Consider the following 23829-nt stretch of genomic DNA (forward strand, 5'->3'; position numbering starts at 1 on the left):
CCGGTCACGCAGGTGGTCGCGGGTTCGAGTCCCGTCCTTTCCGCCACTTATTCAAATTAAGCCTGCTTTATAAGCAGGCTTAATGGTAAGAAAATTTAGGGGCGTAGCTCAGTTGGTAGAGCACCGGTCTCCAAAACCGGGTGTCGCGAGTTCGAGTCTCTCCGCCCCTGCCATATAAGAATCCTTTGCTACGGCAAAGGATTTTTTTTTGCCTGCGAATGCTCCTCTTCCCCTCAACACAGGCTCTCATTAGCATCCTTGCTAACCCGATTTATTAGTCCATCACGTTGATTTTTAGTAGATCTTTTATCTGCCCTTGCTTATCGCTATTTTGTAGCCAAATAGCATATAGCGGACGCTGAAGCGTCGCCGAATCGGCCACTGTATGTAACCCCGCTTTGGTACTTGCCCATCGTTGCGGCAACCAGGTGCAGCCTTTCAGCAATGCGAGTTGCTGACAGGCGATTTCTGCCGAACTGGTCGTCAGAAGAGGCACGTCTTCGGCAGTGATCAACCCTGCTTCATGTTGCTGAAAGTCCGGCCCCCACTCTAATCGCAGGTAATTCAGGTCGCTTTTCATGACCGCAGGTTCAGAGGCGTAAAGCGCCAGCGTGAACTGACCAAGTATTTGGCTGCTAAATTCGTCCATTTTCGGTGCTTCGGTGGTGATAAGCAGATCCAGCTGTCTTTCATGGAGTTGCTTAACCAAAGACTGTCGTTGCGCAATGCGCGCCTCAAATTGCAGGTGACCATGTGAACGATAGAGACGGTTAAGCCACGGACTTAACATACACTCCCACAGTGAAGCGCTGGCACCGATAGAGAACTCGTTATGACGCGACGTATGCGCGACCTCTTTTCGCGCAGCCTGCCAGGTATTCATCAACGTCTCAGCATAGGGCAGTAACTTCTCTCCTGCCGTCGTCAGGCGAATGTTATTGCGATGACGAGTGAACAGATTGACGCCCAATTGGTTTTCAAGCTGTCGAATACGAAAGCTGACGGCCGACTGAGTCAGGTAAAGCGCTTCAGCGGCGCGACCGAAGTGTCGCGTTCTGCTCACTTCGAGAAAAGTTTTTAGCAATTCCGTATCCACGGTTTTCTCCGCAAAATAATTTGTCGTTATGATTTAAATGTTTTGTTTTACACTCTGTCAAGCGTAACTAATACTCCGCGCCATAAATAGCTCGGCCAAAGATATAGGAGCGTGTAGGATGGCGGAAAGCTTTACGACTATTAATCGTTTTTTCGACAACAAAAATTATCCACGCGGATTTTCTCGTCATGGTGATTTCACCATCAAAGAGGCACAACTGCTTGAGCGCCATGGTTATGCTTTTAACGAGTTGGATCTGGGAAAACGTGAACCTGCGACTGAAGAAGAGACGCTGTTCGTTGCCGTATGTCGTGGCGAGCGCGAGCCAGTAACAGAAGCGGAACGTGTATGGATCAAGTACATGGCACGTATTAAGCGTCCTAAGCGTTTCCACACCCTGTCTGGTGGCAAGCCACAGATGGAAGGTGCAGAAGATTACACCGATTCAGACGATTAAATGAAAGGGGCTACGGCCCCTTTTTTAGGTCAGCATCTTTTGTAAGTGCTGTAATAATCTGTCGATGGCGCGATAGCCCAGCGCTTCCTGCAGATGCCTTCGTTCAATATTTAAACATTTCTCCAGATCGGCAATCGTGCGTGCGACCTTCAGCAGGCGCTGCCAGGCCCGTACGGAAAGACCGAAGCGAGTAAGCGTCTCCTCCAGCCATTTTGCATCTTCTGCTTCCAGCTGACAAAACCGGCGTATCTCGGCGTTATCAAGATGGGCGTTGAGTTTGTTTTGCCGCGCCATTTGCGTGCCCTGTGCCGCCATGACCCTTTTCCGCACGGTCGCGCTGTCCTCTCCCGTTTTCTGCATCTGGCAAAGCAGCCCTGGCGGCGGCAGGGGGATCTCCAGAGATAAATCAAACCTGTCGAGAAAAGGTCCGGACAGCCGCGACAGATAGCGCAACGTCTGCTCTGGCGTGCAGCGATTGTGTTGACCCTGATAGTGTCCGGTCGGACTGGGATTCATCGCTGCAATCAGCTGAAAACGGGCCGGATACGCTATCTTTGCGCGCGTGCGGGAGATATTGATCTGGCCTGACTCAATAGGCTCTCGCAGAGCATCAAGCACCCGTCGCTCAAACTCTGGCAACTCATCCAGAAAAAGAATGCCATTATGGGCCAGCGAGATCTCGCCGGGAGCCGGAATAGAACCACCTCCCACCATGGCCGCCAGCGAGGCGCTATGATGTGGTGCGCGGAACGGGCGCATACGCCACTGCTTATGCAGAGAGCTGGCATTGACGAGACTAATAATCGCTGCGCTTTCCAGAGCTTCATGATTACTCAGCGGCGGTAACAGCCCATTCAGCCGACTGGCAAGCATGGTCTTTCCTGTACCCGGAGGACCAATGAGCAAGAGATTATGAGAGCCAGCCGCGGTGATCTCGAGGGCGCGCTTGCCATGCTCCTGGCCAATAATATCATTGATATCATTTGATTCAGGCTCGGCGGAAAAGGGGACCGGCTCGGGCTCGGCCAACTGATGTTTCCCTTCCAGGAAGGTGCAGACCTCCTGTAAATGCCCCGCGACCAGGCAGCCTTTCTGCTCGATAAGACTGACTTCTGCTGCATTATCGGTCGCGACGATGATCTCCCGCCCAGCATTCAGCGCTGCGATTGCACCGGATATTGCACCTGGAACCCCTCTCAACGCGCCTGTAAGGGCCAGTTCACCCACAAACTCGTAATGACCCAGACGGGGTGCAGAGAGCTGCTCAGACGCAGTGAGAAGCGCAATAGCGATAGGTAAATCGTATCGCCCTCCCTCTTTGGGTAAATCCGCAGGGGCGAGGTTGATGGTGATTTTCTTTGCCGGAAAGGTATAACCGCTGTTGATAATCGCGCTGCGTACCCGGTCTCTGGCCTCCTTAACGGCGGTTTCCGGTAGACCCACCAGGGTCAGCCCCGGAAGCCCATTACTCAAATGCACTTCAACAGAAATGAGCGGTGCTTTTACCCCTAACGCCGCACGCGTATAAACAACCGACAATGACATAGACACCCCCTTAAAGGTCTACTATGCCATTACGATCGCTGCCAAATTACGGATGATTGCTCTCTTTGCGCGCACGATTCGTTATTTTCTTTACGTGGATGCAAGGCTTGCAATGCACTGGAACAGCCGCCGCAAAAAGTCATCATTTTTTCTTTTTAAACGAAATTTGGTCAAAAAAATGAAAATAATTCATTTTCTATTTTTGTGATAAAAAACAATGATTTTTAACTAAATTCGTTGGCGCATAAAAAATAGCGTAATAAAAAAATCTTGTGATACCGAGCGAATCTGTGATAACTCTTTAGGTATTCCTTCGAACAAGAAGCTTAAAGAACTAAAAATGACAACCCTTCTACGAGTGATTAGCCTGGTCGTGATTAGCGTGGTGGTGATTATTATCCCACCGTGCGGGGCTGCACTTGGACGAGGAAAGGCTTAAAAATCAAGCCTTAACGAACTAAGACCCCCGCACCGAAAGGTCCGGGGGTTTTTTTATGGCCAAAAAATATAAGTGAGGAGCAGATTATGGGTTTTAGCATAAAATTCTGTTTCTCCCGATTTACGACGGGGAAGTAACTATGAATGGGGCACAGTGGGTAGTACATGCGTTGCGTGCACAGGGAGTCGAGACCGTTTTCGGTTACCCGGGTGGTGCAATTATGCCGATTTACGATGCGTTGTATGACGGCGGCGTGGAACATCTGTTGTGCCGACATGAGCAGGGAGCAGCAATGGCGGCTATTGGTTACGCCCGCTCTACCGGAAAAACCGGTGTTTGCATGGCAACATCGGGGCCTGGTGCAACCAACCTGATCACCGGCCTGGCCGATGCGCTGCTCGACTCCGTTCCCGTTGTTGCTATCACCGGTCAGGTTGCTTCTCCCTTCATCGGTACCGACGCCTTCCAGGAAGTGGATGTGCTCGGGTTATCGCTGGCTTGCACCAAACACAGTTTCCTCGTTCAGTCCCTGGAAGAGTTGCCGCGCGTAATGGCTGAAGCCTTTGAAGTGGCAAACTCGGGTCGACCTGGGCCGGTTCTGGTCGATATCCCGAAAGATATCCAGGTGGCCCTGGGCGATCTGGAACCGCATTTCTCCACCGTTGAAAGCGCCGATGTTTTCCCACACGCCGAAGTGAAAGAGGCCTTTCACATGTTGGCTCAGGCGCAAAAACCGATGCTCTACGTCGGCGGCGGGGTCGGTATGGCACAGGCGGTTCCCGCGCTGCGTGAGTTTCTCGCCGTTACGCAAATGCCGGCCACCTGTACGCTGAAAGGATTGGGCGCTGTCGATGCAGATAACCCGTACTATCTCGGCATGTTGGGCATGCACGGTACCAAAGCGGCGAACCTGGCGGTGCAAGAGTGTGACCTGCTCATCGCTGTAGGGGCCCGTTTTGACGACCGTGTTACCGGCAAGCTGAATACTTTCGCCCCCAATGCCAAAGTGATTCATATGGATATCGATCCGGCAGAGATGAACAAACTGCGTCAGGCGCACGTTGCTTTGCAGGGCGACCTCAATGCCCTGTTACCGGCGTTGCAACAACCGCTGAATATCGACGCGTGGCGCCAGCATGCAGCGGATATGCGCCGTGAGCACGCCTGGCGTTACGACCATCCCGGCGACGCCATTTATGCCCCTCTGCTGTTAAAACAGCTGTCGGATCGCAAGCCAGCAGACAGCGTAGTGACGACGGATGTCGGTCAGCATCAGATGTGGTCGGCCCAGCATATGACATACACTCGTCCGGAGAATTTCATCACTTCGAGTGGATTAGGCACGATGGGCTTCGGTCTGCCCGCTGCCGTTGGCGCACAGGTCGCACGTCCAGATGATACTGTTATCTGCATCTCCGGTGATGGCTCGTTCATGATGAACGTGCAGGAGCTGGGCACGGTGAAACGTAAGCAGTTACCGCTCAAGATCGTACTGCTTGATAATCAGCGTTTAGGCATGGTCCGCCAGTGGCAGCAGCTCTTCTTCCAGGAGCGCTACAGCGAAACGACCCTTACCGACAATCCCGATTTCCTTGTTCTGGCCAGCGCGTTTGGCATTCCAGGCCAGCACATCACCCGTAAAGACCAGGTTGAAGCGGCGCTCGACACCATGTTGTCCTGCGAAGGGCCGTACCTGCTTCATGTCTCAATCGACGAGCTTGAGAATGTCTGGCCGTTGGTGCCGCCTGGCGCCAGTAACTCACAAATGCTGGAGAAATTATCATGATGCAACATCAGGTCGCCGTGCAGGCTCGCTTCAACCCGGAAACGTTAGAGCGTGTTTTACGCGTGGTTCGCCATCGGGGCTTTCAGATATGCTCGATGAATATGGAAACCGCAACGGATGCACAGAATATAAATATCGAATTGACCGTTGCCAGTCCACGGCCTGTCGAATTACTGTTTAGCCAGCTAAGTAAACTGGTCGACGTCGCGCATGTCGCCATCTGCCAGAGCACAACCACATCGCAACAAATCCGCGCCTGAGCGCAATAGGAAGAAAAATGACCACGAAAAAAGCTGATTACATTTGGTCCAATGGTGAGATGATTCGCTGGGAGGACGCGAAGGTCCACGTGATGTCCCACGCGCTGCACTACGGTACCTCTGTGTTTGAAGGTATCCGCTGCTATGACTCACACAAAGGTCCAGTGGTGTTCCGCCATCGCGAACATATGCAGCGTCTGCGTGATTCAGCCAAAATCTATCGATTCCCTGTTTCTCAAAGCGTTGATGAGCTGATGGAAGCTTGCCGCGCGGTTCTGCGTAAAAACAACCTGACCAGCGCCTACATCCGCCCGCTGGTATTTGTGGGTGATGTGGGCATGGGCGTGAACCCGCCGGCCGGCTATACCACTGATGTGATCATCGCGGCGTTCCCTTGGGGAGCTTACCTGGGCGCAGAAGCGCTAGAGCAGGGGATCGATGCCATGGTCTCCTCATGGAATCGTGTCGCACCCAACACCATTCCGACCGCGGCCAAAGCGGGCGGCAATTACCTCTCCTCTCTGCTGGTAGGCAGCGAAGCGCGTCGCCACGGTTACCAGGAAGGGATCGCACTGGATGTGAACGGCTACATCTCCGAAGGCGCTGGCGAAAACCTGTTTGAAGTGAAAGACGGTATTCTTTTCACGCCGCCGTTTACCTCTTCTGCACTGCCGGGTATCACCCGCGATGCCATTATCAAGCTGGCGCAGGATCTGGGGATCGAGGTTCGTGAGCAGGTTCTCTCTCGTGAATCCCTGTACCTGGCGGATGAAATATTTATGTCCGGTACCGCCGCAGAAATTACACCGGTACGCAGCGTTGACGGGATCCAGGTTGGCGAAGGCCGCCGTGGTCCGGTGACCAAGCGTATTCAGGATGCGTTCTTTGGTCTCTTCACCGGCGAAACAGAAGATAAATACGGTTGGTTGGATCAGGTTAATCCATAAGCATCACTATGGGACGGCACGCACCGTCCCATTTACAAGATAGACGGGAGTAAATAAAGCATGCCTAAGTATCGTTCCGCCACCACCACCCACGGCCGTAACATGGCTGGTGCCCGCGCGCTGTGGCGCGCCACCGGGATGACCGACGCCGATTTTGGAAAACCGATTATCGCCGTGGTGAACTCTTTTACCCAGTTCGTTCCGGGTCACGTACACCTGCGCGATCTCGGTAAACTGGTCGCCGAACAGATCGAAGCTGCAGGCGGTGTGGCGAAAGAGTTCAATACCATCGCCGTCGACGACGGTATCGCGATGGGCCACGGGGGCATGCTCTATTCACTGCCGTCGCGTGAGCTGATTGCCGACTCGGTGGAGTACATGGTGAATGCCCACTGTGCCGACGCCATGGTCTGTATCTCTAACTGTGACAAAATCACCCCAGGGATGCTGATGGCCTCCCTGCGCCTGAATATTCCAGTGATCTTCGTCTCTGGCGGCCCAATGGAAGCCGGTAAAACCAAGCTTTCCGACAAAATCATCAAGCTTGACCTTGTTGATGCCATGATTCAGGGTGCGGACCCGAAAGTCTCTGACGAGCAGAGCGATCAGGTAGAACGTTCGGCCTGTCCGACCTGCGGCTCCTGTTCAGGTATGTTCACCGCGAACTCCATGAACTGTCTGACCGAAGCGCTTGGCCTGTCCCAGCCGGGTAACGGCTCGCTGCTGGCGACCCACGCCGATCGTAAACAGCTGTTCCTTAATGCGGGTTCACGTATCGTTGAGCTGACTAAACGCTACTACGAGCAGGACGACGCCAGCGCACTGCCGCGCAACATCGCCAGTAAAGCGGCGTTTGAAAATGCCATGACGCTCGATATCGCCATGGGTGGCTCCACTAACACCGTTCTGCACCTGCTGGCTGCCGCACAGGAAGCCGAAATCGACTTCACCATGAGCGATATCGATAAGCTTTCCCGCAAAGTGCCACAGCTGTGTAAAGTGGCGCCAAGTACCCAGAAATACCATATGGAAGACGTCCACCGCGCGGGCGGGGTTCTCGGTATCCTCGGCGAGCTGGATCGCGCCGGGTTAATGAACCGCGACGTGAAAAACGTGTTGGGGCTGACGCTGTCAGAGGCGCTGGAACAGTACGACGTGATGCTGACCAAAGATGAGGCGGTGAAAAAGATGTTCCGCGCAGGGCCGGCGGGTATCCGTACTACGCAGGCATTCTCGCAGGATTGCCGCTGGGATACGCTGGATGACGATCGCGCAGAAGGCTGTATCCGCTCGCTGGAGCACGCCTACAGCAAAGACGGTGGGCTCGCGGTGCTCTACGGTAACTTTGCAGAAAACGGCTGTATCGTAAAAACCGCAGGCGTGGACGACAGCATCCTTAAATTTACCGGTCCTGCCAAAGTCTACGAAAGCCAGGACGAGGCGGTAGACGCTATCCTGGGTGGCAAAGTCGTGGAAGGCGACGTGGTCGTTATCCGTTACGAAGGGCCAAAAGGCGGTCCGGGTATGCAGGAGATGCTCTACCCAACCACCTTCCTGAAATCCATGGGACTTGGCAAAGCCTGCGCGCTGATCACCGACGGTCGTTTCTCCGGCGGGACGTCCGGGCTCTCTATCGGCCACGTGTCACCAGAAGCGGCAAGCGGCGGCAACATCGCGATCATTGAAGATGGCGATCTGATTGAAATCGACATCCCGAACCGCGGTATTCAGCTGAAGCTGAGCGATCAGGAGATTGCCGCACGTCGTGAAGCGCAAGAAGCTCGCGGCGAGAAAGCCTGGACGCCGAAAGATCGTCAACGCGAAGTCTCCTTTGCTCTGCGTGCTTACGCGACTCTGGCCACCAGTGCAGATAAAGGCGCAGTGCGCGATAAATCGAAACTCGGGGGCTAATGATGGCCGACTCCCAACCCCTGTCTGCCGCCCCCGAGGGGGCGGAATATCTCCGGGCGGTGCTACGCGCACCGGTCTATGAAGCCGCGCAGGTCACGCCGCTGCAGAAGATGGAAAAGATCTCTTCGCGCCTCGATAACGTGATTCTGGTGAAGCGTGAAGATCGGCAGCCGGTGCACAGCTTTAAGCTGCGGGGCGCTTACGCCATGATGGCCGGGCTAACCGAAGAGCAAAAAGCGCGTGGTGTGATCACCGCTTCGGCGGGTAACCATGCCCAGGGGGTTGCGTTCTCTGCGGCGCGTCTGGGTTTGAAAGCCTTGATTGTGATGCCTGTGGCAACCGCTGACATCAAAGTCGATGCCGTACGTGGCTTCGGTGGCGAGGTGTTGCTGCACGGTGCGAATTTCGATGAAGCGAAAGCCAAAGCGATTGAGCTGGCACAACAGCAGGGTTTTACCTGGGTCCCGCCGTTCGACCATCCGATGGTGATTGCCGGCCAGGGTACGCTGGCGCTTGAGCTTTTGCAGCAGGATGCCCATCTCGATCGCGTCTTCGTGCCGGTAGGCGGTGGCGGACTTGCGGCAGGCGTGGCGGTGCTAATCAAACAGCTAATGCCACAGATCAAAGTGATTGCCGTTGAAGCGGAAGACTCGGCCTGCCTGAAAGCGGCGCTGGAGGCCGGACACCCGGTTGACCTGCCGCGGGTCGGGCTGTTTGCCGAGGGGGTGGCCGTCAAACGCATTGGCGATGAAACGTTCCGTCTCTGTCAGGAATATCTCGACGATATCGTCACAGTTGATAGCGACGCTATCTGCGCGGCGATGAAAGATCTGTTCGAGGACGTTCGCGCCGTGGCGGAGCCGTCCGGCGCGCTGGCGCTGGCGGGAATGAAAAAATACATCGCGCAGCACAACATTCGTGGTGAACGTCTGGCTCACGTGCTCTCGGGCGCTAACGTCAACTTCCACGGTCTGCGCTACGTTTCCGAACGCTGTGAGCTGGGTGAGCAGCGTGAAGCGTTACTGGCGGTGACCATTCCGGAAGAGCAGGGGAGCTTCCTCAAGTTCTGCCAGCTGCTGGGTGGACGTGCGGTGACGGAGTTTAACTACCGTTTTGCCGATGCGAAAGACGCCTGCATTTTTGTTGGTGTTCGCCTGAGCCGGGGTCTGGAGGAGCGCAAAGAGATCCTCAACCTGTTGCACGAAGGTGGCTACAGCGTAGTGGATCTTTCTGACGATGAAATGGCCAAGCTGCACGTGCGCTACATGGTGGGCGGGCGTCCATCGAAGCCGCTGCAGGAGCGTCTGTACAGTTTCGAATTCCCGGAATCGCCCGGCGCGTTGCTGAAGTTCCTGCATACGCTGGGCACGCACTGGAACATTTCGCTATTCCACTACCGCAGCCATGGCACCGACTATGGCCGCGTGCTGGCGGCGTTTGAACTGGGTGAGCACGAGCCGGATTTCGAAACCCGTCTGAACGAACTGGGTTATGACTGTCATGACGAGACCCATAACCCGGCGTTCCGCTTCTTCCTGGCGGGTTAACTGCCCGGCAGTAATTTCCAGAACGCATCAATAAGCGGCTCATGCAGCCGCTTTTTTTGTGCGCACACGCCAAGTTCGAACGGCGTTTTTTCATCACTGCGTTCGAGAATCATCACGCGGTTGCGCACCGGCTCCGGGCTGTTTTCCAGCACCACTTCCGGCAGCAGCGCCACGCCGCAGCCTAATGCCACCATTGAAACCATTGCCTCGTGGCCGCCCACCGTGGCGTAAATCGACGGATTGCTGATTTTTTGCCGACGGAACCAGAGTTCGATGCGACGGCGCACTGGCCCCTGGTCGGCCATGATAAACGGCACCGTTGACCAGTCGGGTTTTTCCACCGATACCTGATTTCGCACCGGACACGGCAGCGCCGGTGCAATCAACACCACGGCCAGGTTCTCAAGCATTGAGAATGCCACCGCGCCCGGCAGGGTTTCCGGTTTGCCGGCGATCGCCAGATCGGCCTCACGGGTCACCACTTTTTCCATCGCATCGGCCGCATCGCCGGTGGTGAGTTTGATCTCTACCGAAGGGTGTTCAGCGCGAAAGCGATCCAGAATGGGGGGCAGATGACTGTAAGCCGCGGTCACAGAACAGAAAATATGGAGTTCGCCCGAAAGTGACGGGCCCTGCTGATCAATGGTGTGTCGCAGTTGCTGATACTGTAATAACGTCTGCTGAGCAAATACGCGCAGCTCTTCGCCCGCTTCCGTGAGCGTAACGGTGCGATTATCGCGTACAAACAGCGGCTGGCCGAGGTCCTCCTCCAGACGCTGGATCTGGCGCGAGAGCGTGGAGGGGCTGACGTGCATCGCCCGCGCGCTGCGGCCAAAGTGGCGGCTTTCCGCCAGATGCAGAAACATTTTCAGATCGCGTAAATCCATTGATTTCACCCGCCCTTTTTATATTGCAGATATTGCAACGTGACGTTGTGAATATATCAATTTCCGCAATAAATTTCCTGTTGTAATGTGGGTACATTCTCGCTGAACAGCGAACCGAACAATAAGACACACAACATCACGAGGTATCACCCATGGCTAACTACTTTAATACACTGAATCTGCGCCAACAGCTGGCGCAGCTGGGCAAATGCCGCTTCATGGCGCGCGATGAATTTGCTGATGGCGCGAGCTACCTTCAGGGTAAAAAAGTGGTCATCGTCGGCTGTGGCGCACAGGGCCTGAACCAGGGTCTGAACATGCGTGACTCCGGTCTGGATATCTCCTACGCCCTGCGTAAAGAAGCGATTGCTGAGAAGCGTGCCTCCTGGCGTAAAGCGACCGAAAATGGCTTCAAAGTGGGTACCTACGAAGAGCTGATCCCGCAGGCGGATCTGGTAGTTAACCTGACGCCAGACAAACAGCACTCCGACGTAGTGCGTTCCGTGCAGCCGCTGATGAAAGATGGCGCAGCGCTGGGTTACTCCCACGGCTTCAACATCGTTGAAGTGGGCGAGCAGATCCGTAAAGACATCACCGTCGTGATGGTGGCACCGAAGTGCCCGGGTACCGAAGTACGTGAAGAGTACAAGCGTGGTTTCGGCGTACCGACGCTGATCGCCGTTCACCCGGAAAACGATCCGAAAGGCGAAGGCATGGCGATTGCCAAGGCATGGGCAGCGGCCACCGGCGGCCACCGTGCGGGCGTTCTGGAATCCTCCTTCGTTGCCGAAGTGAAATCTGACCTGATGGGTGAGCAGACCATTCTGTGCGGCATGCTGCAGGCAGGCTCTCTGCTCTGCTTCGACAAGCTGGTGGAAGAGGGTACCGACCCGGCATACGCTGAGAAACTGATTCAGTTCGGCTGGGAAACCATCACCGAAGCGCTGAAACAGGGCGGTATCACCCTGATGATGGACCGTCTGTCTAACCCGGCAAAACTGCGTGCTTATGCGCTGTCTGAACAGCTGAAAACCATTATGGCACCGCTGTTCCAGAAACATATGGACGACATCATTTCCGGTGAGTTCTCTTCCGGCATGATGGCCGACTGGGCAAACGACGATAAAAACCTGCTGACCTGGCGCGAAGAGACCGGTAAAACTGCCTTTGAAACCGCTGCACAGTTCGAGGGTAAAATCAGCGAGCAAGAGTACTTCGATAAAGGCGTTCTGATGATCGCGATGGTGAAAGCGGGCGTTGAACTGGCGTTCGAAACCATGGTGGATTCCGGCATCATCGAAGAGTCAGCGTACTATGAATCGCTGCACGAACTGCCGTTGATTGCGAACACTATTGCCCGTAAGCGTCTGTACGAAATGAACGTAGTTATCTCTGATACCGCTGAGTACGGTAACTATCTGTTCTCCTACGCCTGCGTACCGCTGCTGAAAGAGTTTATGACTACCCTGCAGACAGGGGATCTGGGCAAAGCGATTACCGAAGGCGCGGTAGATAACGCCCAGCTGCGTGATGTGAACGAAGCGATTCGCAGCCACGAGATCGAGAAAGTGGGCCAGAAACTGCGTGGCTACATGACCGACATGAAGCGTATTGCTGTCGCGGGCTAATAACCCGATCGGGTGGCGCCAGCGCCTACCCGACCCCCAGCCAGGCCCGAAAAGCGTTAGCGCTGTCGGGCCTGTTTTTTGCGCTTCAGCGCAATAACCGCATCTGACACTTCGCCCTCTTGTCCTTCCGGCCCTTTCATTATTCTTGATACGTCATCGCAGAACACCGTTTCCCACTCCGCCGCCGATGGCGCCAGGGATGCAAAAGCCTCCTCCGCTGACTGGAAGGGGCGATCGGCATGCTTTGACCATGAAGGAGGTCTGGCATGCGATGTAATCAACAACATTCCGCCTGGCGTGACATGTTCTAATGCAGTACGAAAGATAGTGAAGCGATCGAAGGTGAGCGGCGATTCCAGGAACGATGCCACGATCAGATCGTACTGGCCCTCAGGAAAACGCGCGGTGAGATCGTATTGCGCGAAGGCGATCTTCCCGCTTACACCGGAACGCTCGGCATTGGCGGCAGCATAATCCAGCGCGCGTGGAGATAAATCAACCGCAGTAACCCGCCAGCCTTTTTTCGCCAGCCAGACGCTATCATCGCCGCGCCCGCATCCCAACTCCAGCGCCTTTCCGGGCGTAAGGGCATCGACAAAACGCACCAGAATTTTACCGGGTATGCCGTTTGATAGGGGCGACATTGCTGCGTAATGCTCTTCCCAGAACAGATCGGGGGATTGTTCGGTAGCCATCGTTTTCTCCTGCATGAAGTCACTTATGTAATATCAAAAGTATCATAAGATTTACGGACGTCAATCGATGAATTTTTCACCCTAGTGCTTGAAGAGGCTAAGTACATGTAATAATGTAAGTTACATGAAAATAAATAACTCTTTCTCCGCCACGCTGCATATTCTGCTGCACCTTGAACAGATGGATAAGCCCTTAACATCGGAGCAGATGGCGGTATTTATCGACGGAAATCCCGCTTTTATCCGCAAGTTATTGGCAGGATTGCGTGAGCAAAAAATTGTTGGTTCAAGCAAAGGGCATCATGGCGGGTGGACGCTTTCACGCCCCGCGAGTCAGGTCACGCTGTATGACATCTATACAGCGCTGGGCTCGCCAGTGCTGTTTGCACTGGGTAACCGAAACGAAAATCCGCGCTGCCTGGTCGAAAAGGGGGTAAACAGGGTAATGTCAGATACCTTTGCCGAAGCAGAAACGCTAATACTGGAAAGGTTTAAACGCTTGACGCTGGCAGAGGTAGGAAGTGAGTTTATCGACTATTTCAATGCACAAGGGCAGGACAACTAAGCCTGCCCCTGCAAAGAGATTAGTTACGGTACAGCACTTTAATGATGTGGTAACCGAACTGGGTGTGCAGTGGACCAGTGGGTTCCAGCACCGGGCAAGAGAAGACCACTTTATCGAATGCAGGTACCATCTGGCCCTGACGGAATTCGCCTAAATCACCGCCACGTTTGCCTGACGGGCAGATAGAGTGTTTCTTTGCCAGCTTGCCGAAGTCGGCACCGTTTTTAATCTGTTCCAGAAGATCCAGAGCCAGTTTCTCTTCTTTCACCAGGATATGCACTGCTGCTGCTGTTTTTGCCATGATTGTGCCTCGAAGGGGTTTAAGTCATCGGAGCGCAATATACCATGCGTTAACGGCGATAGAGCACCTTAATGATATGGTAGCCAAACCTGGTTTTCACCGGGCCAAAGGGCTTAAGAAGCGGGCAGCTAAAGACCGCCTGATCGAACGGGCCGACCATCGCCCCCTGCTTAAACTCGCCTAAATCACCGCCGTTACGCCCTGAAGGACATTTCGAATAGCGTTTCGCCAGATGATCAAAGCTAATGCCACGCTCCAGTTTGGCGAGGATCTCCTGCGCCAGCTTCTCTTCTTTCACCAGAATGTGCAGGGCTGCTGCAGTCTTTACCATGGTACTGTTCTCGGGGTTACACGCGTGACCTTCACTTTATCATTAGCCGGTAAATCTGCGCCCCGCTTTCTGCTACAATCCACACCCCGTTCGAAGATTGAGCACTATTCCCATGCGTTTAAACCCTGGACAACAACAAGCGGTCGAATTCGTTACTGGACCATGCCTGGTGCTGGCAGGGGCAGGATCCGGCAAAACCCGCGTAATTACCAATAAAATCGCCCACCTTATTCGTGGCTGTGGCTATCAGGCCCGCCATATCGCGGCAGTGACCTTTACCAACAAGGCAGCGCGCGAGATGAAAGAGCGTGTCGGCCAGACACTGGGGCGCAAAGAGGCGCGCGGCCTGATGATCTCGACCTTCCACACTTTGGGGCTGGATATCATCAAGCGCGAATACGCCGCGCTGGGGATGAAGTCGAACTTTTCACTTTTTGACGATACCGATCAGGTGGCGTTACTTAAAGAGTTAACCGAAGGGTTGATCGAAGACGATAAGTTGATCCTGCAACAACTGATCTCGACGATCTCCAACTGGAAAAACGATCTTATGACCCCTGCGCAAGCTGCGGCAAGCGCGAAAGGTGAGCGGGAGCGGATCTTCGCGCACTGTTACAGCCTGTATGATGCGCATCTCAAGGCCTGCAATGTGCTCGACTTTGACGATCTCATTCTGTTGCCAACGCTGCTGCTTCAACGCAACGAAGAGGTACGCGAGCGCTGGCAGAATAAAATCCGCTATCTGCTGGTGGATGAATATCAGGATACCAACACCAGCCAGTACGAACTGGTGAAGTTGTTGGTAGGACAACGTGCGCGCTTTACCGTGGTGGGTGATGATGATCAGTCGATTTACTCCTGGCGCGGCGCACGTCCACAAAACCTGGTGCTACTGAGCAAAGACTTCCCGGCGCTGCAGGTGATCAAACTGGAGCAAAATTACCGTTCTTCCGGGCGTATCCTGAAAGCGGCAAATATCCTGATTGCTAACAACCCGCACGTCTTTGAGAAACGCCTTTTCTCCGAGTTGGGTTACGGTACCGAACTCAAGGTGCTTAGCGCCAATAATGAAGAGCATGAAGCTGAGCGCGTCACCGGTGAACTCATTGCGCATCACTTCGTTAATAAAACCGGCTATAAAGACTACGCGATCCTCTATCGCGGCAATCACCAGTCACGCGTCTTTGAAAAGATGCTGATGCAGAACCGCATCCCGTACAAAATCTCCGGGGGCACCTCTTTCTTCTCACGCCCTGAAATCAAAGATCTGCTGGCCTATCTGCGGGTACTCACCAACCCGGATGACGACAGCGCATTCCTGCGTATCGTTAATACGCCGAAGCGTGAAATTGGCCCCGCAACGTTGCAAAAGCTGGGCGAATGGGCGATGACCCGCAACAAAAGTCTGTTTACCGCCAGCTTTGATATGGGCCTGAGTCAGACCCTCACCGGACGGGGCTACGAATCGCTAACGCGCTTTACGCAGTGGTTAGGTGAAATTCAGCGTCTTGCTGAACGTGAGCCGGTGGTTGCCGTACGCGATCTGATTCGCGGCATCGACTACGAGTCCTGGCTATACGAAACCTCCGCGAGCCCAAAAGCGGCGGAAATGCGTATGAAAAACGTTAACCAGCTCTTCAGCTGGATGAGTGAAATGCTTGAAGGCTCAGAAATTGATGAACCCATGACCCTGACCCAGGTCGTCACCCGTTTCACCCTGCGCGATATGATGGAGCGTGGCGAGAGCGAGGAAGAGGCCGATCAGGTACAGCTAATGACGTTGCACGCCTCGAAAGGGCTGGAATTCCCCTATGTCTATCTGGTGGGGATGGAAGAGGGGATACTGCCGCATCAGAGCAGCATTGACGAAGATAACGTCGATGAAGAGCGCCGGCTGGCCTATGTGGGCATTACGCGTGCGCAGAAAGAGCTGGTCTTTACGCTTTGTAAAGAGCGCCGCCAGTACGGTGAATTGGTGCGTCCGGAGCCGAGTCGCTTTCTGATGGAATTGCCCCAGGATGATCTGATTTGGGAGCAGGAGCGTAAGGTCATTACGGCGGAAGAGAGAATGCACAAAGGTCAGGCAAACGTGGCAAACATACGTGCCATGCTGGCGAAAGCGAAAGATAAGTAACCTGTTCCTCTCTTGCGGGAGAGGCGGCGTTTTACTGAATATGCAGGGGCCAGTGAACGTAGCTCTGCCACTGGCACTCTTGCTCAATCATCTCTGCGCCCAGTGGATGCTGCATCAGCCAGCCTTCCGGTAACATCAGGGTGAGTATCTCACCTTCAGCCTGCAGGCCAATCTCTGGCAACAAATCATCGCGACGACGGCTGGCAAAAATGATCGCCAGACGCAGTATGCGACACAAATGTTCTGCAACGCGCGGCGGTACCGCATTTTGCTGATGCAGAGAGGAGAGGTCGAGCGGGTTGGTCTGGTTCAATAACAGCGTGGCGAGCAATTTTTTTTGCGCGGGAGTGAAGCCGGGCAGATCCAGATGACGAACCAGCCAGGCGGCATGCAGCGGTGCCTGCTTATATTCAACGCTAAGCCCAATTTCATGTAGCTGAGCGGCGCTTTGCAGCAGAACATGGCCTAACGGCCCTAAATCCCAGCTTTTGCCGACCTGATCGGCGAAATAAAGCGCCAACTGTGCAACGCGTTCGCCCTGGCTGGTATCCACCAGGAAGCGGCGTTGAACATTACGCAAGGTACGGCTGCGAATATCTTCATCTACTGCCAGATGCAGCATGCCGTAAACCAACCCTTCACGCAGAGCACCACCGGCCAGGGTCATGCACTGAATATCCAGTTCGGTAAAGATGGCGATCAGAATAGCCAGCCCGCTAGGGAAGACGAGGGCGCGCTCGAGGGTCAGCCCCTCTATCTCCAGCTCTTCAAGTCGACCACACTGGATGGCGCGCTGTTTCAGCTGCTCCAGTTTGGCCAGGGTGATGCGCTCATCCATTCCCTGAGCCATCATGATCTCTTGCAACGCCTGAACGGTACCCGATGCGCCGACACAGACCTTCCAGCCGTGTTGCAGCAGCGTACCAACAACAGGGCGAACCACCTCGCGGGCGGCCAGCTCTGCCTGGTCGAAGCTCTCTTTTGTCAGATTACGGTCGGTGAAAAAACGCTCGAGCCAGGTCACGCAGCCCATGGAAAGACTGTTGAGGGAGGTGGCCTGGGCGCCGTTGCCCGTTACCAGCTCGGTGCTGGCTCCGCCAATATCGACAACCAGACGGCGCTCGTCGCCACCGGTGGTGTGTGCCACGCCCTGATAAATCAGACGTGCTTCCTCTTCACCGCTGATGACCTGCACCGGGCAGCCCAGTATCGTCTGCGCTTTCGCAATAAATTCACCCGCGTTAACCGCAAGGCGCAACGTGGCCGTCGCGACGACACGAATCTGCTGGTGGGGAATATCCTGTAGGCGTTCAGCAAAGAGACGCAGGCACTGCCAGCCGCGCTCCATGGCTTCAGGAGAGAGATGATTATCACTACTAAGGCCCGCCGCGAGACGGACCTTACGCTTAATACGTGTCAGCGTTTGTATGCTTCCCGCCACCTCACGCACTACCAGCATATGAAAACTATTCGAACCTAAATCAATAGCGGCATAGAGTGAGGTGGTGCTGAGCATAATGTTTAGCCTGAACGACGACGATTACGCGGTGCGCCTGAACGACGCGGGCCATTGCCGGAGCGTGGGCGCGTAAGGCGCTTCGCTGGCGGCAGTTCGCTTAATAGCGCATCCGGATTGTACTTACTCTGCGGAATAGAGTGGCCGATATACGTTTCAATGGCTGGCAGGTTCAGGGCGTACTCTTCACAGGCAAGGCTGATGGAGTGGCCACTGGCACCGGCACGACCGGTACGACCAATACGGTGCACGTAGTCTTCGCAATCATCAGGCAGATCGTAGTTGAAGACGTGAGTCACGGCTGGAATATGCAGGCCGCGTGCCGCAACGTCAGTTGCCACCAGGATATCCAGATCGCCACGAGTGAATTCATCAAGAATACGCAGGCGTTTTTTCTGCGCAACATCACCCGTCAGCAAGCCAACGCGGTGTCCGTCTGCAGCCAGGTGGCCCCAGATATCTTCACAGCGGTGTTTGGTATTAGCGAAGATAATGGCGCGATCTGGCCACTCTTCTTCGATCAGGGTTTGCAGCAGACGCATTTTCTCTTCGTTAGACGGATAGAAAAGCTCTTCTTTAATACGGTGACCTGTTTTCTGCTCTGGCTCGACTTCCACGTATTCGGCATTGTTCATCTGCTCGAATGCCAGCTCGCGTACGCGGTAAGAAAGGGTTGCGGAGAACAGCATGTTCAGACGCTGGTTTGCCGCAGGCATGCGACGGAACAACCAGCGAATATCTTTAATGAAGCCCAGATCGTACATGCGGTCTGCTTCATCCAGTACCACCACCTGAATGGCGCCGAGGTTGATGTGGTTCTGTTTGGCGTAGTCGATAAGACGGCCAGTAGTACCGATCAGGATATCTACGCCGCTTTCCAGCACTTTCAGCTGTTTATCGTAGCCATCACCGCCGTAGGCGAGGCCGAGCTTCAGGCCGGTAGCCTGTGCCAGCGGTTCCGCATCTGCGTGAATCTGTACCGCCAGTTCTCGCGTCGGAGCCATAATGAGCGCGCGCGGCTGGTTAACTTGACGGTCTGCAATTGCGGGATGAGAAAGTAAATAATGGAACGTTGACGTTAAAAACGCCATCGTTTTGCCGGTACCGGTTTGCGCCTGCCCCGCAACATCGCGACCGGCCAGCGTCAGCGGCAGGGCGAGAGCCTGAATAGGCGTGCAGTTATGAAACCCTTTAGTTTCAAGGGCTTCGATCACCTTTGGGTGCAGGGCGAAGTCGGAAAACTTCTGTTCTGTTAAATGTGTTTTGCTCATAGTGTGGTAGAATATCAGCTTACTATTGCTTTACGAAAGCGTATCCGGTGAAATAAAGTCAACCTTTAGTTGGTTAATGCGACATCAACACGTCGTTGATGATTGCTACACCAACGCGCCAGGCTTATTCCTGTGGAGTTATATATGAGCGATAAAATTATTCACCTGACTGACGATAGTTTTGACACGGACGTGCTTAAAGCTGACGGGCTGATCCTCGTCGATTTCTGGGCAGAATGGTGTGGTCCTTGCAAAATGATCGCCCCGATTCTGGATGAGATCGCCGACGAATATCAGGGCAAACTGACCGTTGCGAAACTGAACATCGACCAGAACCCGGGCACCGCGCCGAAATACGGCATCCGTGGTATCCCAACCCTGCTGCTGTTCAAAAATGGCGAAGTGGCTGCTACCAAAGTGGGCGCCCTGTCCAAAGGTCAGCTGAAAGAGTTCCTGGACGCTAACCTGGCGTAAGGGTTCTCGGCGGCGCGTCCGGGGTTTCAAAATTGTTTGGATCTCTGGACGCCCGGCAATAGTCGTGCTAAGTTACCTATGACTTCGTTTTAAACATACCTTGTCGTTCTTGTTTTACCCGATACTTCCCGTTGTTGACATAAACAGTGCGAGAAGTGGATAGATTCCGGGCTTGTCACTCAATCCGTCTTGTCGTTTCAGTTCTGTGCTTTTTCCTGTAAGCAGACAGCGAACAGACATGAGTTGATGGCCGCTAACAGGCATGGATGACCCTGCCATACCATTCACAATATTAAGTTCGAGTATTACCCCGAGTTTAAGAACCCACACCATTATGAATCTTACCGAATTAAAGAATACGCCGGTTTCTGAGCTGATCACTCTCGGCGAAAATATGGGGCTGGAAAACCAGGCTCGTATGCGCAAGCAGGACATTATTTTTGCCATCCTGAAGCAGCACGCAAAGAGTGGCGAAGATATCTTTGGCGACGGTGTGCTGGAGATATTGCAGGACGGATTTGGTTTCCTCCGCTCTGCAGACAGCTCCTACCTCGCCGGTCCTGATGACATCTACGTTTCCCCCAGCCAAATCCGCCGTTTCAACCTCCGCACAGGTGATACCATTTCAGGTAAGATTCGTCCTCCTAAAGAGGGTGAACGCTACTTCGCGCTGCTGAAAGTTAACGAAGTTAACTACGATAAGCCTGAAAACTCGCGTAATAAGATCCTGTTCGAAAACTTAACGCCGCTGCATGCGAACTCTCGTCTGCGCATGGAGCGTGGTAACGGGTCTACCGAAGACTTAACCGCTCGCGTGCTGGATCTCGCTTCGCCGATCGGCCGTGGCCAGCGTGGTCTGATTGTTGCGCCGCCGAAAGCGGGTAAAACCATGCTGCTGCAGAACATTGCGCAGAGCATCGCCTACAACCACCCAGACTGTGTGCTGATGGTGCTGCTGATTGACGAACGTCCGGAAGAAGTGACCGAGATGCAGCGTCTGGTAAAAGGTGAAGTTGTGGCTTCTACCTTCGACGAACCCGCATCTCGTCACGTTCAGGTTGCGGAAATGGTTATCGAGAAGGCGAAACGCCTGGTTGAGCATAAGAAAGATGTCATCATCCTGCTCGACTCCATTACCCGTCTGGCGCGTGCGTACAACACCGTCGTCCCTGCTTCCGGCAAAGTACTGACCGGTGGTGTGGATGCCAACGCCCTGCATCGTCCGAAGCGTTTCTTCGGTGCCGCACGTAACGTGGAAGAGGGCGGTAGCCTGACAATCATCGCAACGGCACTGATCGACACCGGCTCTAAAATGGACGAAGTTATCTACGAAGAGTTTAAAGGTACAGGCAACATGGAACTGCACCTCTCTCGTAAGATTGCTGAGAAACGCGTCTTCCCGGCTATCGACTACAACCGTTCCGGTACCCGTAAAGAAGAGCTGCTTACCACTCAGGAAGAGCTGCAGAAAATGTGGATCCTGCGCAAAATCATTCACCCAATGGGCGAAATTGACGCAATGGAATTCCTCATTAACAAGCTGGCGATGACCAAAACGAACGATGATTTCTTCGATATGATGAAACGTTCTTAAAATCACGCTATAGCCGACAAACGCCACGTTTTTACGTGGCGTTTTTCTTTTAACGCTTATACGCTATTACGACAATCACTGAATGAATCCTTTCCTTCACGACAAAGGGAATGTGCGGAAAGTCAGGAAATTAATTGATTGAAAAATATACAAAGGGACTTGTAAGAGGCGAGCTTTATTCCTTCAGGCGTAGCGTCTTCAAGGTTATACTTCTGGGATCAACATTTGTAGAGAGCCTCCATTGTGAATTTACTCACTGCGGTGACTGAGCTAATCAGTATTTTTCTGTTCACGACCTGCTTCTTATTCGTTGCACGTAAGGCGGCAAAAAGAATCGGGTTGGTGGATAAGCCCAACTTTCGTAAGCGCCATCAGGGCCTGATACCGCTGGTTGGAGGGATTTCCGTATATGCGGGGATCTGTTTTACCTTCAGTATTGCCGATTACTATATACCGCACGCAGCTCTCTATTTGGGATGCGCAGGTGTACTGGTGCTCGTGGGAGCCCTCGACGATCGCTACGATATCAGTGTTAAGATTCGGGCATCAATCCAGGCCGCGATCGGTATCGTCATGATGGCCGTCGGCAATCTCTATCTCAGCAGCCTGGGCCATATCTTTGGCTCGTGGGAGATGGTGCTAGGGCCATTCGGTTATTTCCTGACGCTATTTGCCGTCTGGGCGGCGATTAACGCTTTCAATATGGTCGACGGCATAGATGGTTTGCTGGGCGGCCTTTCCAGCGTCTCATTCGGCGCTATCGGCATCATCCTGTGGTTTGACGGCCAATACAGCCTCTCCATGTGGTGTTTTGCCATGATCGCCGCCATCCTGCCTTACATCCTGCTTAATCTCGGGGTGCTGGGACGTCGTTATAAAGTGTTTATGGGCGACGCAGGTAGCACGCTGATTGGTTTTACCGTTATCTGGATTTTGCTCGAAACCACCCAGGGTAAAACGCACCCCATCAGCCCGGTAACGGCGCTCTGGATCATCGCCATCCCTCTGATGGACATGGTGGCCATTATGTATCGCCGTCTGCGTAAAGGGATGAGTCCCTTCTCGCCAGACCGTCAGCATATTCATCATTTGATCATGCGCGCAGGGTTTACTTCGCGTCAGGCTTTTGTCCTTATCACCTTAGCCGCTGCACTTCTGGCAGCCATCGGCGTTGTAGCAGAATATTCCCATTTCGTCCCTGAGTGGGTGATGTTGGTATTATTCTTGCTAGCATTCTTCCTGTATGGCTACTGTATTAAGCGCGCCTGGAAGGTTGCGCGGTTTATTAAACGTGTTAAACGCCGGATGCGTCGTAACAGTAGCAGCAATCAAACTTAAACCAGGTAAATCGGGATTGAAATGACTCAACCGTTGGCGGGAGCTAAATCAGTGGCAACTGAGAATGAGCTGGATGTTCGTGGTTTGTTTCGCGTGTTATGGGCGGGCAAATTTTGGATTGCAGGAATCGCGCTGGGCTTTGCGTTAATCGCACTGGCCTATACTTTTTTTGCAAAGCAGGAGTGGAGCGCGACAGCGATCACCGATCGCCCGACTGTGAATATGCTCGGCGGCTTCTACTCTCAGCAGCAATTTCTGCGTAATCTGGATGTTAAAGCAAATCTCGCCCCGGTTGATCAGCCGTCCGTTATGGATGAGTCGTACAAAGAGTTCATTATGCAGCTGGCTTCCTGGGATACGCGCCGTGATTTCTGGAGCCAGACCGACTACTACAAACAGCGGATGGTCGGTAACAGTAAGGCGGATGCCGCGCTGCTTGATGAAATGATTAACAATATTCAGTTCATGCCCGGCGATGCGCTGCGCAATGTGAATGACAGCGTGAAGCTCATCGCGGAAACCGCGCCAGACGCCAATAACCTTCTACGCCAGTACGTGGCCTTCGCCAGCCAGCGCGCGGCAAGCCATCTGAACGATGAGCTAAAAGGTGCCTGGGCAGCGCGAACCATTCAGATGAAAGCGCAGGTGAAGCGTCAGGAAGAGGTAGCCAAAGCTATCTTCACGCGTCGCGTTCACAACATTGAACAGGCGCTGAAAATCGCTGAGAAGAGCAATATCTCACGCAGTGAAACCGATGTGCCAGCAGATGAACTGCCGGACTCCGAAATGTTCCTGCTGGGGCGCCCGATGCTGCAGGCTCGCCTGGAGAATTTACAGGCCGTCGGACCCGCCTTCGATCTCGATTACGACCAGAACCGCGCAATGATGACCACCCTGAACGTAGGTCCTACACTGGACCCGCGTTTTCAGACCTATCGTTATTTGCGCACGCCTGAAGAACCTGTAAAACGCGATAGCCCACGCCGTGCCTTCCTGATGATTATGTGGGGGATCGTGGGTGCATTAATTGGTGCTGGCGTCGCATTGACGCGCCGTCGCAGAAATTAAGATCGCCGTCTACGATGAAGGCTCTGGCCTTCATCGTCT

The 23829-nt window shown here is 53.9% G+C and carries 23 protein-coding genes and 1 tRNA gene; 16 read left to right on the forward strand and 8 right to left on the reverse strand.

Annotation, left to right across the window (positions count from 1 at the left end):
* The first annotated feature begins 97 nt into the window (after positions 1-97).
* Positions 98-173, forward strand: a tRNA-Trp gene (locus tag B3511_RS00005).
* A 101-nt stretch (positions 174-274) separates the two neighbouring features.
* Here the strand turns inward: B3511_RS00005 and hdfR are convergent.
* Complete coding sequence (gene hdfR, locus B3511_RS00010; RefSeq protein ID WP_172657828.1) at positions 275-1126, reverse strand: HTH-type transcriptional regulator HdfR; 852 nt, start codon at positions 1124-1126, stop codon at positions 275-277.
* Between the two features lie 88 nt (positions 1127-1214).
* Here hdfR and B3511_RS00015 point away from each other — a divergent pair, with 88 nt between their 5' ends.
* Entirely contained in the window at positions 1215-1553 is a 339-nt protein-coding gene (locus tag B3511_RS00015) for a DUF413 domain-containing protein (RefSeq protein ID WP_040078058.1), read from the forward strand.
* Between the two features lie 24 nt (positions 1554-1577).
* On the opposite strand, the gene B3511_RS00020 is transcribed toward B3511_RS00015, so the two are convergent.
* Positions 1578-3098 carry a YifB family Mg chelatase-like AAA ATPase gene (locus B3511_RS00020; protein WP_286758191.1) on the reverse strand — a complete coding sequence of 507 codons (1521 nt, stop codon included), beginning with the start codon at positions 3096-3098 and terminating at the stop codon, positions 1578-1580.
* A 340-nt stretch (positions 3099-3438) separates the two neighbouring features.
* Here B3511_RS00020 and ilvL point away from each other — a divergent pair, with 340 nt between their 5' ends.
* From ilvL to ilvA, 6 genes are all read left to right on the forward strand, one after another.
* Positions 3439-3537: an ilv operon leader peptide gene (gene ilvL / locus B3511_RS00025; protein ID WP_040090233.1), complete on the forward strand. Its 99-nt coding sequence runs from the start codon at positions 3439-3441 to the stop codon at positions 3535-3537.
* Between the two features lie 139 nt (positions 3538-3676).
* The gene (gene ilvG / locus B3511_RS00030; RefSeq protein ID WP_286758192.1) at positions 3677-5323 is read left to right on the forward strand and encodes an acetolactate synthase 2 catalytic subunit; all 1647 of its coding nucleotides are present in this window, start codon (positions 3677-3679) and stop codon (positions 5321-5323) included.
* Positions 5320-5583, forward strand: coding sequence for an acetolactate synthase 2 small subunit (ilvM, locus tag B3511_RS00035; protein WP_040078062.1), 264 nt, complete (start codon positions 5320-5322; stop codon positions 5581-5583). The genes ilvG and ilvM overlap by 4 nt, the downstream gene beginning before the upstream one ends.
* A 17-nt stretch (positions 5584-5600) precedes the next feature.
* Positions 5601-6530, forward strand: a complete 930-nt coding sequence (locus tag B3511_RS00040) for a branched-chain-amino-acid transaminase (protein WP_286758193.1) — start codon at positions 5601-5603, stop codon at positions 6528-6530.
* A 60-nt stretch (positions 6531-6590) separates the two neighbouring features.
* Complete coding sequence (gene ilvD / locus B3511_RS00045; RefSeq protein ID WP_040078064.1) at positions 6591-8441, forward strand: dihydroxy-acid dehydratase; 1851 nt, start codon at positions 6591-6593, stop codon at positions 8439-8441.
* Between the two features lie 2 nt (positions 8442-8443).
* Positions 8444-9988, forward strand: coding sequence for a threonine ammonia-lyase, biosynthetic (gene ilvA, locus B3511_RS00050; RefSeq protein ID WP_154298931.1), 1545 nt, complete (start codon positions 8444-8446; stop codon positions 9986-9988).
* On the opposite strand, the gene ilvY is transcribed toward ilvA, so the two are convergent.
* Positions 9985-10875: an HTH-type transcriptional activator IlvY gene (ilvY, locus tag B3511_RS00055; protein ID WP_040078066.1), complete on the reverse strand. Its 891-nt coding sequence runs from the start codon at positions 10873-10875 to the stop codon at positions 9985-9987. The two genes, ilvA and ilvY, sit on opposite strands and share 4 nt — an antisense overlap.
* Before the next feature lie 152 nt (positions 10876-11027).
* Here ilvY and ilvC point away from each other — a divergent pair, with 152 nt between their 5' ends.
* Positions 11028-12503: a ketol-acid reductoisomerase gene (gene ilvC / locus B3511_RS00060; RefSeq protein WP_046886624.1), complete on the forward strand. Its 1476-nt coding sequence runs from the start codon at positions 11028-11030 to the stop codon at positions 12501-12503.
* A 56-nt stretch (positions 12504-12559) separates the two neighbouring features.
* Here the strand turns inward: ilvC and B3511_RS00065 are convergent, their stop codons facing one another.
* Complete coding sequence (locus tag B3511_RS00065) at positions 12560-13198, reverse strand: class I SAM-dependent methyltransferase (protein WP_286758194.1); 639 nt, start codon at positions 13196-13198, stop codon at positions 12560-12562.
* A gap of 124 nt (positions 13199-13322) precedes the next feature.
* Between B3511_RS00065 and B3511_RS00070 the strand changes: the two genes are divergently transcribed.
* A complete protein-coding gene (locus B3511_RS00070; RefSeq protein ID WP_286758195.1) occupies positions 13323-13763 on the forward strand; it encodes an RrF2 family transcriptional regulator in 441 nt (146 codons plus the stop codon).
* A gap of 19 nt (positions 13764-13782) precedes the next feature.
* Here B3511_RS00070 and ppiC (B3511_RS00075) read toward each other — a convergent pair whose 3' ends face one another.
* Both ppiC (B3511_RS00075) and ppiC (B3511_RS00080) read right to left on the reverse strand, forming a co-directional pair.
* Entirely contained in the window at positions 13783-14064 is a 282-nt protein-coding gene (ppiC, locus tag B3511_RS00075; RefSeq protein ID WP_003017999.1) for a peptidylprolyl isomerase PpiC, read from the reverse strand.
* A 49-nt stretch (positions 14065-14113) separates the two neighbouring features.
* Positions 14114-14395, reverse strand: a complete 282-nt coding sequence (gene ppiC / locus B3511_RS00080; protein ID WP_046886622.1) for a peptidylprolyl isomerase PpiC — start codon at positions 14393-14395, stop codon at positions 14114-14116.
* Between the two features lie 112 nt (positions 14396-14507).
* On the opposite strand from ppiC (B3511_RS00080), the gene rep reads away from it, so the two are divergent.
* The gene (gene rep, locus B3511_RS00085; RefSeq protein WP_286758211.1) at positions 14508-16529 is read left to right on the forward strand and encodes a DNA helicase Rep; all 2022 of its coding nucleotides are present in this window, start codon (positions 14508-14510) and stop codon (positions 16527-16529) included.
* Between the two features lie 31 nt (positions 16530-16560).
* On the opposite strand, the gene gppA is transcribed toward rep, so the two are convergent.
* Positions 16561-18045, reverse strand: a complete 1485-nt coding sequence (gene gppA / locus B3511_RS00090; RefSeq protein WP_286758212.1) for a guanosine-5'-triphosphate,3'-diphosphate diphosphatase — start codon at positions 18043-18045, stop codon at positions 16561-16563.
* A gap of 5 nt (positions 18046-18050) precedes the next feature.
* Complete coding sequence (gene rhlB, locus B3511_RS00095; protein ID WP_040078076.1) at positions 18051-19316, reverse strand: ATP-dependent RNA helicase RhlB; 1266 nt, start codon at positions 19314-19316, stop codon at positions 18051-18053.
* A 144-nt stretch (positions 19317-19460) separates the two neighbouring features.
* On the opposite strand from rhlB, the gene trxA reads away from it, so the two are divergent.
* From trxA to wzzE, 5 genes are all read left to right on the forward strand, one after another.
* Positions 19461-19790 (forward strand): thioredoxin TrxA, encoded by a 330-nt coding sequence (trxA, locus tag B3511_RS00100; protein WP_006179218.1) that lies wholly within the window; start codon positions 19461-19463, stop codon positions 19788-19790.
* A 163-nt stretch (positions 19791-19953) separates the two neighbouring features.
* Entirely contained in the window at positions 19954-20037 is an 84-nt protein-coding gene (locus tag B3511_RS20615) for a rho operon leader peptide (protein ID WP_325948127.1), read from the forward strand.
* Between the two features lie 87 nt (positions 20038-20124).
* Complete coding sequence (gene rho / locus B3511_RS00105; RefSeq protein ID WP_001054528.1) at positions 20125-21384, forward strand: transcription termination factor Rho; 1260 nt, start codon at positions 20125-20127, stop codon at positions 21382-21384.
* 243 nt (positions 21385-21627) lie between these two features.
* Complete coding sequence (wecA, locus tag B3511_RS00110) at positions 21628-22722, forward strand: UDP-N-acetylglucosamine--undecaprenyl-phosphate N-acetylglucosaminephosphotransferase (protein ID WP_040078077.1); 1095 nt, start codon at positions 21628-21630, stop codon at positions 22720-22722.
* A 21-nt stretch (positions 22723-22743) separates the two neighbouring features.
* Positions 22744-23790, forward strand: coding sequence for an ECA polysaccharide chain length modulation protein (wzzE, locus tag B3511_RS00115; protein WP_040078079.1), 1047 nt, complete (start codon positions 22744-22746; stop codon positions 23788-23790).
* Positions 23791-23829: the final 39 nt, after the last annotated feature.

It is taken from the genome of Leclercia sp. UBA1284, from assembly GCF_002308415.1.
GTDB lineage: Bacteria > Pseudomonadota > Gammaproteobacteria > Enterobacterales > Enterobacteriaceae > Enterobacter > Enterobacter pneumoniae.